Annotated in this window: 11 protein-coding genes and 1 pseudogene; all 12 read right to left on the reverse strand. The window is 70.6% G+C overall.

Going from position 1 to position 14,241, the window contains the following annotated elements; all coding sequences use genetic code 11:
• Positions 1-666 (reverse strand): annotated as a pseudogene (locus tag EBH09_RS38830) (ribonuclease E/G); the annotation flags it as partial.
• A 274-nt stretch (positions 667-940) separates the two neighbouring features.
• Positions 941-1,717, reverse strand: coding sequence for a TIGR03936 family radical SAM-associated protein (locus EBH09_RS12180; RefSeq protein ID WP_121746995.1), 777 nt, complete (start codon positions 1,715-1,717; stop codon positions 941-943).
• Positions 1,718-1,765: 48 nt separating this feature from the next.
• A complete protein-coding gene (locus EBH09_RS12185) occupies positions 1,766-2,854 on the reverse strand; it encodes a hypothetical protein (RefSeq protein WP_121746996.1) in 1,089 nt (362 codons plus the stop codon).
• 51 nt (positions 2,855-2,905) lie between these two features.
• Positions 2,906-4,849 (reverse strand): TIGR03960 family B12-binding radical SAM protein, encoded by a 1,944-nt coding sequence (locus EBH09_RS12190; RefSeq protein WP_193776251.1) that lies wholly within the window; start codon positions 4,847-4,849, stop codon positions 2,906-2,908.
• Between the two features lie 102 nt (positions 4,850-4,951).
• Positions 4,952-6,151, reverse strand: a complete 1,200-nt coding sequence (rodA, locus tag EBH09_RS12195) for a rod shape-determining protein RodA (RefSeq protein ID WP_121746998.1) — start codon at positions 6,149-6,151, stop codon at positions 4,952-4,954.
• Positions 6,148-8,457, reverse strand: a complete 2,310-nt coding sequence (gene mrdA, locus EBH09_RS12200; RefSeq protein ID WP_121746999.1) for a penicillin-binding protein 2 — start codon at positions 8,455-8,457, stop codon at positions 6,148-6,150. Before mrdA ends, rodA begins: the two co-directional genes overlap by 4 nt.
• Before the next feature lie 82 nt (positions 8,458-8,539).
• Complete coding sequence (gene mreD, locus EBH09_RS12205; protein ID WP_121747000.1) at positions 8,540-9,211, reverse strand: rod shape-determining protein MreD; 672 nt, start codon at positions 9,209-9,211, stop codon at positions 8,540-8,542.
• A gap of 13 nt (positions 9,212-9,224) precedes the next feature.
• Positions 9,225-10,208: a rod shape-determining protein MreC gene (gene mreC, locus EBH09_RS12210; RefSeq protein ID WP_121747001.1), complete on the reverse strand. Its 984-nt coding sequence runs from the start codon at positions 10,206-10,208 to the stop codon at positions 9,225-9,227.
• A 181-nt stretch (positions 10,209-10,389) separates the two neighbouring features.
• Positions 10,390-11,409 carry a rod shape-determining protein gene (locus EBH09_RS12215; protein ID WP_052838153.1) on the reverse strand — a complete coding sequence of 340 codons (1,020 nt, stop codon included), beginning with the start codon at positions 11,407-11,409 and terminating at the stop codon, positions 10,390-10,392.
• A 318-nt stretch (positions 11,410-11,727) separates the two neighbouring features.
• Positions 11,728-12,141 carry a nucleoside-diphosphate kinase gene (gene ndk, locus EBH09_RS12220; RefSeq protein WP_007449819.1) on the reverse strand — a complete coding sequence of 138 codons (414 nt, stop codon included), beginning with the start codon at positions 12,139-12,141 and terminating at the stop codon, positions 11,728-11,730.
• Between the two features lie 81 nt (positions 12,142-12,222).
• Positions 12,223-12,579 (reverse strand): DUF4233 domain-containing protein, encoded by a 357-nt coding sequence (locus EBH09_RS12225; protein WP_121747002.1) that lies wholly within the window; start codon positions 12,577-12,579, stop codon positions 12,223-12,225.
• Positions 12,580-12,585: 6 nt separating this feature from the next.
• Entirely contained in the window at positions 12,586-14,109 is a 1,524-nt protein-coding gene (locus EBH09_RS12230; protein WP_121747003.1) for a folylpolyglutamate synthase/dihydrofolate synthase family protein, read from the reverse strand.
• Between the last annotated feature and the right edge of the window lie 132 nt (positions 14,110-14,241).

Consider the following 14,241-nt stretch of genomic DNA (forward strand, 5'->3'; position numbering starts at 1 on the left):
ATCCGGCACCGAAGCGGCGGACGCCTCCTCGGCAGCCGACGCGGCCGGCGCGGTCACACTGCGCGTCGCACGACGCCGACTACGGCGCGGATCGGCCTCCTCGGCCTCAACAGGCGCGGACACCTCAGCGGCAGCGGGCACGGCGTCCGGCACCGAAGCGGCGGACGCCTCCTCGGCAGCCGACGCGGCCGGCGCGGTCACACTGCGCGTCGCACGACGCCGACTACGGCGCGGAGCGGCCTCCTCGGCCTCAACAGGCGCGGACACCTCAGCGGCAGCGGGCGCCGCGTCCGACTCGGGCCGGGCCTGCGGCTCGGCGGCGGTGGACGCCGGCACGACGGTCTCGGCCGTCTCCGCCGTCGTCGGGGCCCCGGCGGGCGCGGAGGCGCGACGCACCGCACGGCGCCGCGGCCGACCCGCGGACACGGGCTCCGGAGCCGCCTCGGGCACCTCGGCGGCGGCCTCGGCCTCCGCCTCTTCCGCCTCGTCGGTCACCTCGGCCGGCGCGACGGTCTCCGCCGGCGTCTCGGGAGCACCGGACGGCGGGCCCGCCGGGCGGGACGCGGCCCTGCGCCGACGGCGCGGCGGCAGGGTGTCGCTGGGGGTGTTCGATTCGGAGCCCGTCGAGGTGGTCGAGGACTCTGTGGGTTCGGTCGGTTCGAGCATGCGGGGGTTTCTCCCGTCAGGCTCCCGGGCGCCGCGCCTGGTCCGGCATCGATCATGTCGACCGCCGGTGACGTCCGCGGCTCGCGCGATGCGCGGTCGCCGCCGTCCGGGGCGCGGGCGCCGCTCGGAAGCTCTCCGTGTCTTGTCTCGCCGGTTCCGTACCCCTTGTCGTGCACGGCCTGGCGAAAGTCTTGTGGTCGGTGCGCTGCCCGACCCAGGTGGCTCCCGAGTTCGAGGGCGGCGCTGCGACGTCCGTCCCTGAGCGGAACCTTCCTTACGCCGACGCCTTCGCGGCGGCGGAAGCGGCGGCCGGTTGCGGCTCGGGCGCTTCTGCCTCGCGGTCGGGCGCGAGCGGGTCGGTCACCGCACCGGTCTCTTCATCGAACAGCCCCTGCGCCAGCCTGGTCACCGCTGCGGGGACCGGCGGCGCCAGGTCGGCCACGGCGCGAAGACCGGACAGGACGTCGTCGGGTCGTACGGCAGGCGTCACGTGCCGAACAACCAGCCGCAGTATCGCACAGGGCTGGTCGGTCGGCCTATCAGCCGGCGAACCGTACGTGGTGACGCTCTCGAGACGCGCGACCGCCGAGCGGGCGTCGAAGGTACGGACGCCGTTCTTGGTCCTGCGCTGGACCTCCACGGCCGGGGCCGCGTTGAAGGCCGCCACGGCGCGTTCGGCCTCCGCGGGATCCACACCGGTCAGCCGCAGCTCCCACACGGAAGCCGTCAGCCGGTCGGCGAGTCCGGAGGTCCGGGCCTCGGCCGCCTCCACGATGTCGAGCCCGTTGGGCAGCGACTCGTCGAGGAGCAGCCTGAGCCGCTCCGGGTCGCGCGCTTCGGTGAGCGCGATCTCCAGGTACTCCGCCTCACTGCCCGTGCCGGTGGGTGCGGCATTGGCGTACGACACCTTCGGATGCGGCGTGAACCCCGCCGAGTACGCCATGGGCACCTCGGCGCGGCGCAGGGCACGCTCGAAGGCGCGCTGGAAATCACGGTGGCTGGTGAACCGGAGGCGGCCGCGCTTGGTGTAACGCAGTCGGATGCGCTGCACCGCGGGTACGGGCGGCGGGCCTTCGGGCTGTCGCTTGCCCAGTGTCGTTCAGTCCTTCGTGAGAGCGGTCGTACTGCTACCAAGAGTACGTGCCTGCGCCGCGGATGGTTCCCGCCGTACCCCCGTCCGCTGCCTCACCGGCTCTCCGAAGAGCATCCGGCGCACATCGGCGCGGGCCTGCCGCACGGACGACCGGGCGGAGCCGAGCGCCTGCCGGGCCGCCCGCCCCACGCCGCGCGCGCCCTCGGCGAGCGGCCGCAGAACGGTGTCCCGCACGGCGTGCCCCACCGGCGTCAGAACACTCCGGTACACCCATCGCGCCGGCTCGGCGACGGTCCACCGGAAGAGGGTGCCGAGGAACCGCCCGACAGCGCGCGAGATGTGCCCCGCGATCCGCCAGGCGTGCCCGAGGGCGTCCAGGACCTCCCTCCCGACGACGGCGAGCACCCGGCCGACCGGCGTGAGCACCCACCGCCACAGCGCCAGGGCGGGCAGCACCAGCAGCACCCGGACGGCCCAGTACAGGGCCGTGCCCACACCGGTGACGACCATGCCCAGGCACCGGGCCAGTCCCCTGCCGCACCAGGCCAGCCCTCTGCCGCACCAGGCGAGCGCGTGCCCGACAGGAGTGAGCACCCAGGCGTAGAGCCACACCGCCGGTACGACGACGAGATACCGCACCAGCCAGGCGAGACCCGCGTACAGCACCCGCCCGACGGCCGCGAACACGGCGCCCACACCCAAGAAGAACCAGGCGAGCCCATGCCCGGCCGGCGTCAGCAGCCACCGGTACACCCACACCGCCGGTACGACGAGCAGCACGTTCCCGAGCCAGGCGGCCCCCTTGGCCAGCGGCACGAGGACATATCGCCACACCCCGACCAGCGGCCACACGAAGACGGCCCGCCCGAGCCACGCCAGCGCCCGCCCGAACGGCCGCAGCACCGTGTCCCGCAGCACCCTCCCGGCGACGACCAGCGCGTCCCACACCATCCGCACCGGCAGGACCAGCACCAGGACCACGATCCGCACCGGAATCCGGATCGCCACGACCAGACACCCCTCGGCATCCGACCGCCGTGCCGCTTCCTCCCGCGGGCCCGCCCCGGCCGCCTTCTCCAGATCCACCATGCCCATGAAGACGCCGCGGGGCCCGGTTCGGATCCCGCGGCGTCGTGCCCTGCGGTCCTACTTGACCACGGACAACGGCAGCAGCTTCTTGCCGGTCGGACCGATCTGGATCTCGGTGTCCATCGCCGGGCACACCCCGCAGTCGAAGCACGGCGTCCAGCGGCAGTCGTCGACCTCGGTCTCGTCGAGGGCGTCCTGCCAGTCCTCCCAGAGCCACTCCTTGTCGAGGCCCGAGTCGAGGTGGTCCCAGGGCAGGACCTCCTCGTAGCCGCGCTCGCGGGTGGTGTACCAGTCGACGTCGACGCCGAAGGGCTCCAGGGCCTTGTCGGCGCAGGCCATCCAGCGGTCGTACGAGAAGTGCTCGCGCCAGCCGTCGAAGCGGCCGCCGTCCTCGTAGACGGCACGGATGACGGCGCCGGTGCGGCGGTCGCCGCGGGAGAGGAGGCCCTCGACGATGCCGGGCTTGCCGTCGTGGTAGCGGAAGCCGATGGAGCGGCCGTACTTCTTGTCGCCGCGGATCTTGTCGCGGAGCTTCTGCAGGCGGGCGTCCGTCTCCTCGGCGGAGAGCTGCGGCGACCACTGGAAGGGGGTGTGGGGCTTGGGGACGAAGCCGCCGATCGAGACCGTGCAGCGGATGTCGCCGGAGCCGGAGACCTCGCGGCCCTTCTGGATGACGCGGGTGGCCATGTCGGCGATCTGGAGGACGTCGTCGTCGGTCTCCGTGGGCAGGCCGCACATGAAGTACAGCTTCACCTGGCGCCAGCCGTTGCCGTAGGCCGTGGCGACGGTCCGGATGAGGTCGTCCTCCGAGACCATCTTGTTGATGACCTTGCGGATGCGCTCGGAGCCGCCCTCGGGGGCGAAGGTGAGGCCCGAGCGGCGGCCGTTGCGGGTCAGCTCGTTGGCCAGGTCGATGTTGAAGGCGTCGACGCGGGTGGAGGGGAGGGACAGGCCGATCTTGTCCTCCTCGTACCGGTCCGCGAGGCCCTTGGCGACGTCGCCGATCTCCGAGTGGTCCGCGGAGGAGAGCGAGAGGAGGCCGACCTCTTCGAAGCCGGTGGCCTTCAGGCCCTTCTCGACCATGTCGCCGATGCCGGTGATGGAGCGCTCGCGCACCGGGCGGGTGATCATGCCGGCCTGGCAGAAGCGGCAGCCGCGGGTGCAGCCGCGGAAGATCTCCACCGACATGCGCTCGTGGACGGTCTCGGCGAGGGGGACGAGGGGCTGCTTGGGGTAGGGCCACTCGTCGAGGTCCATGACGGTGTGCTTGGAGACGCGCCACGGGACGCCCGAGCGGTTGGGGACGACGCGGGCGATACGGCCGTCGGGGAGGTACTCGACGTCGTAGAAGCCGGGGACGTACACGCCGCCGGTCTTCGCCAGGCGGAGGAGGAGTTCCTCGCGGCCGCCGGGGCGGCCCTCGGCCTTCCAGGCGCGGATGATCGCGGTGATCTCCAGGACGGCCTGCTCGCCGTCGCCGATGACCGCGCAGTCGATGAAGTCGGCGATCGGCTCGGGGTTGAAGGCCGCGTGTCCGCCGGCCAGGACGACCGGGTCGTCGATGCCGCGGTCCTTGGACTCCAGCGGGATGCCGGCCAGGTCCAGGGCGGTCAGCATGTTGGTGTAGCCCAGCTCCGTGGAGAAGGAGAGGCCGAAGACGTCGAAGGCCTTGACCGGGCGGTGGCTGTCGACGGTGAACTGCGGGACGGAGTGCTCCCGCATCAGCTCCTCCAGGTCCGGCCACACGCTGTAGGTGCGCTCGGCGAGGACGCCCTGCTGCTCGTTGAGCACCTCGTAAAGGATCATGACGCCCTGGTTGGGCAGACCGACCTCGTACGCGTCGGGGTACATCAGGGCCCAGCGGACGTCGCAGGATTCCCAGTCCTTGACCGTGGAGTTGAGCTCTCCGCCGACATACTGGATCGGCTTCTGCACATGCGGGAGCAGAGCTTCGAGCTGCGGAAACACAGACTTCACAGGCTCGGCGGCTTCGGCAGGCATCTCAGGGAACCTTTGTGTGCTGACAAGGGGGACCATCCAGCCTAACCCGGCGAAGGAGGTCCCCCGTACCGCCCATGGCCCGCGGCCCGGCCGGGCCCGTGCTCAGGCGGACATCGGTCTCTGCACCGTGATCGACTGGAGCAGCCCGACCGCGAGCCAGACGGCGAACATCGACGAGCCGCCGTACGACACGAAGGGCAGCGGCAGACCGGTGACCGGCATGATGCCGAGCGTCATGCCGATGTTCTCGAAGGTCTGGAAGGCGAACCAGGCGACGATTCCGGCGGCGACGATCGTGCCGTACAGGTCGGTGGTCTCTCGGGCGATCTTGCAGGCGCGCCAGAGCACCACGCCGAGCAGGGCGATGATGAGGCCCGCGCCGAGGAAGCCGAGTTCCTCTCCGGCGACCGTGAAGACGAAGTCGGTCTGCTGTTCGGGGACGAAGCGGCCGGTGGTCTGCGAGCCGTTGAAGAGGCCGGAGCCGGTGAGGCCGCCGGAGCCGATCGCGATGCGCGCCTGGTTGGTGTTGTAGCCGACGCCGGCGGGGTCGAGTGCCGGGTTGGCGAAGGCGGCGAAGCGGGCGATCTGGTAGTCGTCGAGGATGCCGAGCTGCCAGACGGCGAGCGCGCCGGCGGTTCCGGCGCCGATGAGGCCGAACACCCAGCGGTTGGTGGCGCCGGAGGCGAGCAGCACGCCCAGCACGATGATGACCATGACCATGACCGAGCCGAGGTCGGGCATGAGCATCACGATCAGCATCGGCACGGTGGCCAGGCCCAGGGCCTGGAGCACGGTCCGGTGGTCCGGGTTCGGCCGGTCCCCCGCGTCGACGCGGGCGGCCAGCAGCATCGCCATGCCCAGGATGATCGTGATCTTCACGAACTCCGAGGGCTGGAGGGAGAAGCCGCCGGGGAGTTTGATCCAGGAGTGGGCGCCGTTGATGGTCGAGCCGAGCGGGGTGAGCACCAGCAGGATCAGGAAGACGGACGCGCCGTAGAGGACCGGCACGGCGGTGCGCAGGGCTCGGTGGCCGAGCCAGACGACGCCGACCATCAGGGCGAGCCCGATGCCGGTGTTCAGGAGGTGCCGGGTCAGGAAGTAGTACGGGTCGCCCTGGTTGAGTTCGGTGCGGTTGCGGGTCGCGGAGTAGACGAGCAGCGAGCCCATCAGCGAGAGCGCGACGGCGGCCAGCAGTATCGGCCAGTCGAGCCGGCGCGCCATCGAGTCCCGGGCGAGCAGTCGGGTCCACCCGGCCTTCTCGGGTCCGTATCCGGAGACCTGGAAGCTGTTGGAACCGGTCATGCGCGCGCCCTCCGGCTTCCGTTTCTGCCCGCACCGCGTTTTCCGCCGCCGCGCCGGCCCGCGCCGCCGCGTCGTCGGTGACGGCGCGTGTCGCGGTTGTCGCCGTTCTGCGTCGGCGTCGTCGCTCCCTGTTCCTGGCCGTCGATGGGGGCGTACTCCTCCTCCGGGGAGGCCTTCTCCTTCGGCAGCAGGTCCTTGACGGCGTCCTTGGGCATCTTCGGCGCGGGGATGGTGCCGTCCGCCTTGATCGTCGGGAGCTTCGCCTGCGGCTTGGGCAGCAGCCCCTTCTTGCTGTCGACCTCCCCGTCGTCCGAGACGCCGTACAGCGCGTCGTAGATGTTGCGGACGGCGGGGCCGGAGGCGCCGGAGCCGGTACCGCCCTGGGAGATCGTCATGACGATGGAGTACTCGTCGGTGTACGTGGCGAACCAGGAGGTGGTCTGCTTGCCGTGGACCTCGGCCGTACCGGTCTTGGCGTGCATCGGGATCTTGTCCTGGGGCCAGCCGTCCTGCGCGAACCGCCAGGCGGCGGTGCCGCGGGTGGCGACGCCTTCGAGGGCGTCGTCCATCTTGGCCAGCGTGGTCTTGCTTATCGGCAGCTTGCCGTGCGCCTCGGGCTCGATCGCGCGGATCTCCTTGCCGTCGGGGCTGATGACCGCCTTGCCGATGGTCGGGTCGTACAGGGTGCCGCCGTTGGAGATGGCCGCGTAGATGGTGGCCATCTGGATGGGGGTGGTGAGGGTGTCGCCCTGGCCGATGGAGTAGTTGATGGCGTCACCGGCGCGCATCTTGTTGCCTTCGAGGCAGCCCTCGTAGGCGAGCTTCTCGACGTAGGTGCCGTCCTTCTTGCCGGACTTGCACCAGGCGTCCTTGTTGGCCTCCCAGTAGTCCTGCTTCCAGGCGCGGTCGGGGACGCGGCCGGTGACCTCGTTGGGGAGGTCGATGCCGGTCTTCTTGCCGAGGCCGAACTCGTGGGCGGCCTTGTAGAAGTAGTCGTTGGGGTTCTTCGGCTTGTTGCCGCCGTCCTTCTTCCACTCCTGGTGGGCCAGGCGGTAGTAGACGGTGTCGCAGGAGAGTTCCAGGGCGCGGCCGAGGTCGATCGCGCCGTAGCTGGCGGATTCGTAGTTCTTGAAGACCTGGCCGCCGACGGAGTAGGAGCTGGAGCAGTCGTAGCTGCCGTTGAAGTCGTAGCCGGCGTCGACGGCGGCGGAGGTGGAGATCACCTTGAAGATCGAGCCGGGGGCCGCCTGGCCCTGGGTGGCGCGGTTGAGCAGCGGGTAGTTGGAGTCCTTGCCGGTCATCTTCTTGTAGTCGGCGGCGGAGATGCCGCCGACCCAGGCGTTGGGGTCGTAGGCCGGGTTGGAGGCCATGGCGACGACGCGGCCGGTCTTGGCCTCCATCACCACGACGGCGCCGGCGTCGGCCTTGTAGTTCTCGCCGGTGTTGTCGTCGTACTGTTTGCGGGCTTCCTTCATCGCCTCGTTCAGCTCGTACTCGGCGACCCGCTGGACGCGGGCGTCGATGCTGGTGACGAGGTTGGAGCCGGGCACGCCGGGGTCGGACTCGGCCTGGCCGATGACGCGGCCGAGGTTGTCGACCTCGTAGCGGGTGACGCCCGCCTTGCCGCGCAGCGCCTTGTCGTACTGGCGTTCCAGGCCGGAGCGGCCGACCTGGTCGGAGCGCAGGAAGGGCGAGTCGGTGTCCTGGGCCTTCTGGATCTCCTCGTCGGTGACGGGCGAGAGGTAGCCGAGGACCTGTGCGGTGTTGGACTGGCCAGGGGCGGCGTAGCGGCGCATCGCCTGGGGCTCGGCGGTGATGCCGGGGAAGTCCTCGGCCCGTTCGCGGATCTGGAGGGCCTGCTTGGGGGTGGCCTCGTCGGTGACGGGGATCGGCTGGTAGGGCGAGCCGTTCCAGCAGGGCTGGGGGGTCTCGGCGTCGCACAGCCGGACCTTCTCCATGACCTCCTTGGGCGTCATGCCCAGGACCCCGGCGAGCTTGGTGAGAACGGCCTTGCCGTCGTCCTTCATCTTGAGCAGGTCGGTGCGGGAGGCCGAGACGACGAGCCGGGTCTCGTTGTCGGCGAGCGCCACACCGCGGGCGTCCAGGATCGAGCCGCGGGGGGCGGGCTGGACGACCTGCTGGACGTGGTTGCCGGAGGCCTCCTTGGCGTATTCGTCGCCCTGGCGGATCTGGAGGTACCAGAGCCGGCCGCCGAGGGTGCCGAGGAGGGAGAGGACGAGGATCTGGATGACGACGAGCCGGGTCTGGACACGTGTGCTGCGGCCGGTCTCGGGGATGTTGGTCACCGCGGCTGCCTCCCCCTCGTGAGGTGCGTGGTCCTTGGGTGGGGCCGCGTCGCGCACGGCCGCGTCGTGTGCTGCCGCGTCGTCACAGCCGCTTGACCCCCTTGATGCGTCCGGCCCGGGCGACCCGCGCCCGCGCCGCCCTCACCCGCAGTCCGTTGCGCTGGTTGCCGATGCGCAGGCCGGTGCCGCCGGAGAGCCAGCCGGAGGCGATGTCGGTCTTCTGGCCGGCGGAGTTGGTCTCGGCCAGCGGGTCGTTGTCGGCGCGTCTGGCCAGGGCCATGATGCCGGGGACGACGAAGGGCGCGAGCAGCAGGTCGTACAGGGCGGCCGTGAACAGCAGGCTGGGCAGGCCGACATGGCGGGCGGCGGTGTCGCCGACGAGGGCGCCGACGCCGGCGTACAGCAGGGTGGTGCCGAGGGCTGCGACGACCACGACGGCCATGGGGCCGGTGGCCGTCCTGAGCCGGCCGTTCTCCGGTTTGGCGAGGCCGGCGAGGTAGCCGATGACGCAGAGCACCAGGGCGTAGCGGCCGGCGGCGTGGTCGGCGGGCGGGGCGAGGTCGGCGAGCAGTCCGGCGCCGAAGCCGACGAGGGCGCCGCCGACGTGGCCGTAGACCAGGGCGAGGCCGAGGACGGTGAGGAGCAGCAGGTCGGGTACGGCGCCGGGCAGGTGGAGGCGGGCGAGGACGCTCACCTGGAGCACCAGGGCGACGACGACCAGGGAGACGGACAGCAGGATCCGGTTGACGCGCATGGGGTGAAAACTCCTACTGCTCGTTCTGCTGGTTCTGCTCGGTCTGCTCGTTCTCTTCGCCTTGTGTCCCCCCGTCGGTGCCGGCCCCGGCGGAGGGGGTCGCGGTCACCGTGACGGTCGGCGTGGGTTTCGGCTTCGGCTTGTCCGGGAGGACCGTGTCGCGCGGGTCCTTCTGCGGGGCCTGGACGACGACGCCGACGATGTCGAGCTTGGTGAAGCTGACGAACGGCGTGACGTCGAGGGTGCGGGTCAGGTCGCCGCCGGAGGGGTCGATGCGGGAGACGACGCCTACGGGTACGCCGGGCACGAACGGCTTGTCGGCCTGGGAGCCGAAGGTGACCAGGCGGTCGCCCTTCTTGACGTCGGCCTTGCCGTTGAGGAGTTCGACGCGCAGGGGCCGGCCGCCCTGGCCGGAGGCGAAGCCGAGTTCGTCACCGGCCTCCATCCGGGTGCCGACGGTGAAGTCGGGGTCGTTGGCGAGCAGCACGGTGGCGGTTCCCGGGCCGACGGTGGTCACGCGACCCACGAGGCCGTCGCCGTTGAGGACGGTCATGTCGCGCTTGATGCCGTCGTCGGCGCCGGCGTCGATGGTGATGGTCCAGGAGAAGCCCTGCGCGGCTCCTATGGCGATGACCTGGGCGCCCTTGATGCCGTACTGGCCGGCGCCGGCGAGTCCGAGCATCTTGTCGAACTGCTTGAGGCGGCTGCGGCCGCGCTCGTCACTGCCGAGCTTCGCCTTCAGGGCCGCGTTCTGCGTCTCCAGCTCGGCGAGCCGGTCGTGCCGGTCGCCGGAGTCGCGGATGGCGGAGACCGCGTTGCCGACCGGGTCGACCGCGGACGACACCCCGTTCTCGATCGGACCGAAGACGCCCGCCGCGGCCTGCCGGGCACCGTCGACCGGGGAGTCCTCCCCACCGCGGATGTCCACCGTGATCAGTGCGAACGCGATGGCGATCAGCAGCACCAGGAGCAGCCGGCTCTCTTTCGTGTCCCTCACGTGCGGCGGCCGTGCCTTCCTCGTCGAATTCGGGAATCTCGGAATGTACGTGGCGGTGTTCAGGAATTCAGCTGATTCGGTACGTCGGGCGCTTCACGCGCATCCGGTACCGGAACCCTCTATATCAACGATCCGCCGTACGAGAGGAGATCGTCTCGTACGGCGGAACCGAAGTGTTACGTCATCTGCGGGGCGAGGCGTCCAGCACCTGCTGGAGTGCCTCGAACTCCTCGACGCACTTACCGCTGCCGAGCGCCACGCTGTCCAGCGGGTCCTCGGCGATGTGGATCGGCATTCCGGTCTCCCGGCGCAGCCGTTCGTCGAGCCCGCGCAGCAGCGCGCCGCCGCCGGTCAGGACGATGCCCCGGTCCATGATGTCGCCGGACAGCTCCGGCGGACACTTGTCGAGGGTGGTCTTGACGGCGTCGACGATCGCGTTGACCGGCTCCTCGATGGCCTTGCGTACTTCGGCGGCCGAGATGACGACGGTCTTGGGCAGCCCGGAGACGAGGTCCCGGCCACGGATTTCGGTGTGCTCGTCAGCGTCGAGGTCGTACGCCGAACCGATCGTGATCTTGATCTGTTCGGCCGTGCGCTCACCCAGCAGAAGGCTGTACTCCTTCTTCACGTGCTGGATGATCGCGTTGTCCAGCTCGTCACCCGCGACACGGATGGACTGGGCGGTGACGATGCCGCCGAGGGAGATGACCGCGACCTCCGTGGTGCCGCCGCCGATGTCCACCACCATGTTGCCCGTGGCCTCGTGGACCGGCAGGCCGGAGCCGATGGCCGCGGCCATGGGCTCCTCGATGATGTGCACCTGTCGGGCGCCGGCCTGGGACGACGCCTCGATGACGGCGCGGCGCTCGACGCCCGTGATACCCGAGGGCACACAGACGACGACCCGCGGGCGAGCCAGATAACGCCGCTTGTGGATCTTCAGGATGAAGTAGCGGAGCATCCGCTCGGTGATCTCGAAGTCGGCGATGACGCCGTCCTTCAGCGGGCGCACGGCAACGATGTTGCCGGGCGTGCGCCCGATCATCTTCTTCGCTTCGGCGCCGACCGCGAGGATGCCACCGGTGTTGGTGTTGATCGCGACGACGGACGGCTCGTTGAGTACGATCCCGCGACCCCTGACGTACACCAGCGTGTTGGCGGTCCCGAGGTCGACAGCCATGTCACGGCCGATGAACGACATTGAGTTCCCCATCAGGATTCGACTGGCCTTCCCAGGAGCTTTTGAGGGCTTTTCAGGTAGGCGAAGTGGGTGCAGTGACGCGTGGAGGCTTCCATCGTAGACGCGCTTTCGCGAACACTGCGCGAGGGTCTTCGCCATTGTCAGCAGATGGCGCGGCGCCTCGCTTGTGGAGACGGTCCAACGGGGGCATCCGTTCCCCCGAACAGGCGCGCATATGCCACAGGGCGGTCGCTTTTACGCGACCGCCCCGGCTCCGCCTCGGCCATTCGACTGACGGCCTGTCAGAAAAAAGGCCGTCCGGCGTGTCCCGAAGAAGGTTCAGACCCGACCCGGGAAGAAGATCTTCAGCTCGCGCTCGGCGGACTCCTCGGAGTCGGAGGCGTGGATCAGGTTCTCCCGGACGATCACGCCGAAGTCCCCGCGGATGGAGCCGGGTGCGGCGGCGATCGGGTCGGTGGGGCCGGCCAGCGCGCGCACGCCCTCGATGACCCGCTCGCCCTCGACGACCATGGCGACGACCGGACCGGACGCCATGAACTCGACCAGCGGCTCGTAGAAGGGCTTGCCCTTGTGCTCGCCGTAGTGCTGCTCGAGCGTCTCGGCGTCCAGGGTGCGCAGTTCCAGCGCGGTGATCTGCCAGCCGGCCTTGCGCTCGATACGGCTGATGATCTCGCCGGTCAGGCCACGACGGACGGCGTCGGGCTTGAGGAGGACGAGGCTGCGCTGGGTCACGAGGGGCTCCCTTGTGGGTGTGCGGTTGTGCGAGGTGATGACTGAGGTTACCGGGCGTGTCGCGGCGCCTGTCACGCAGCGTCAGGCGGCGTCGGGCGCGGTGGCCTCGGCCTGGGCCGCGAACCTCGCCTTCGCCTCGTCGATCTTCCGTCCGTAGTGCACGGAGGCCCACCACAGGGCGGCGAAGATCGCGCCCAGGAAGAACATGGACGGCACGACGAGGCCGGAGGCGATCAGTGCGATCTGCAGGGCCCAGCCGAAGGCGATGCCGCCGGGCCGGGTGACCACGCCGCACAGCGCGACGCACAGGAACATCGCGACGCCGCTGACCGTCCACACCGTCCCGACGGACAGGTCCGGGTCCTTCATGGCGACCAGTCCGGCGAAGCCGATCACCAGGAACTCGCTGATCAGAGTCGAAGCACAGAGCATACGCACGGTTTCTCAGCCCCTCCCGAGGAGCAGTCGGGCCTCGCCGACGGTGATGACGGAACCGGTGACGAGCACACCGCCGCCCGCGAACTCGCCCTCCTCCTCGGCCAGCGTGATCGCGGCCTCCAGGGCGTCCGGCAGCCGCGGCTCGACCTGGACGCGGTCCTCGCCGAACACCTCGACGGCGATCCCGGCCAGCTCGTCGGCGTCCATCGCGCGGTGGCTGGAGTTCTGGGTGACGACGACCTCGGCGAAGACCGGCTCGAAGGCCTCCAGCAGCCCTCGCACGTTCTTGTCGCCGCTGGCGCCGACCACACCGATGAGCCGGCTGAACTGGAACGCCTCCCCGACCGCCTCCGCGGTGACCCGGGCGCCGGCCGGATTGTGCGCGGCGTCCAGCACCACGGTCGGCGAGCGCCGGACGACCTCCATCCGCCCCGGCGAGGCGACGGCGGCGAAGGCCTTGCGCACGGTGTCGATGTCCAGCGGCTCGGGACGCTGCGCGCCGACGCCGAAGAACGCCTCGACGGCGGCCAGCGCCACGGCCGCGTTGTGCGCCTGGTGGGCGCCGTGCAGCGGCAGGTAGACCTCGGTGTACTCGCCGCCGAGCCCGCGCAGGGTCATCAGCTGCCCGCCGACGGCGACCTGCCGGGCGACGACGCCGAACTCCAGCCCCTCGCGCGCCACGGTGGCGTTGACGTCCACGGCCTTCTTCAGCAGCACCTGCGCCGCGTCCACCGGCTGCTGGGCCAGGATCACGGTGGCGTCCTGCTTGACGATGCCGGCCTTCTCGGTCGCGATCGCGCCGGGCGTCTCGCCGAGCCGGTCGGTGTGGTCCAGGTCGATGGGGGTGACGACGGCGACGTCCCCGTCGATGACGTTGGTGGCGTCCCAGGAGCCGCCCATCCCGACCTCGACGACGGCCACGTCCACGGGCGCGTCGGCGAAGGCGGCGTACGCCATGCCGGTCAGCACCTCGAAGAAGGACAGCCGGTGCTCCTGGCGGCCGTCCACCATCTCGACGTACGGCTTGATGTCCTCGTACGTCTCGACGAAGCGCTCGCCGGAGATCGGCGCCCCGTCCAGGCTGATGCGCTCGGTGACCGACTGCACGTGCGGCGAGGTGTACCGCCCGGTGCGCAGCTCGAAGGCGCCGAGCAGGGCTTCGATCATGCGGGCGGTGGTGGTCTTGCCGTTGGTCCCCGTGATGTGGATGGACGGGTACGACCGCTGCGGGTCCCCCAGTACGTCCATCAGCGCGGCGATCCGGGTGACGGACGGCTCCAGCTTGGTCTCGCCCCAGCGGGTCGCCAGCTCCGTCTCCACTTCGCGCAGGGCCTTGTCCACCTCGGGATCCTCCGGCCGCGCGGGCACGTCGGCCTGCGGGGGGCCGCCCTGGGTACGGAGGGTGCGGCTGCCGGCCTCGATGACGGCGAGGTCGGGGTCGCGGGTGGTCTCCGCCGCGATGATCTCCTCGAAGGAGTCGGTGGGGTCAGCGGGGTCGGGCTGGTCGTTCTCGCCGGGGTTGTCGCTCACGGGGACCAGTTTACGTATCCGTGAAGGGAGAGGTCCGGCGCGTCCACGTGGTGCACGCACCGGACCCCAACATCTCCGCGTGGGCGGAGAGCACTGCGCCTTGTCCCTTTCGGCTGCGGCCAGGTCGGGACC

The organism is Streptomyces sp. E2N166, assembly GCF_003671715.1.
Taxonomy (GTDB): Bacteria; Actinomycetota; Actinomycetes; order Streptomycetales; family Streptomycetaceae; genus Streptomyces; species Streptomyces thinghirensis.

Bases quoted from the DNA above. Each gene is read 5' to 3' on its own strand.
- mreD (WP_121747000.1), bottom strand. From the start codon at position 9,211: ATGCGCGTCAACCGGATCCTGCTGTCCGTCTCCCTGGTCGTCGTCGCC.
- EBH09_RS12185 (WP_121746996.1), bottom strand. From the start codon at position 2,854: ATGGGCATGGTGGATCTGGAGAAGGCGGCCGGGGCGGGCCCGCGGGAG.
- EBH09_RS12215 (WP_052838153.1), bottom strand. From the start codon at position 11,409: ATGTCGTTCATCGGCCGTGACATGGCTGTCGACCTCGGGACCGCCAAC.
- EBH09_RS12190 (WP_193776251.1), bottom strand. From the start codon at position 4,849: ATGCCTGCCGAAGCCGCCGAGCCTGTGAAGTCTGTGTTTCCGCAGCTC.
- rodA (WP_121746998.1), bottom strand. From the start codon at position 6,151: ATGACCGGTTCCAACAGCTTCCAGGTCTCCGGATACGGACCCGAGAAG.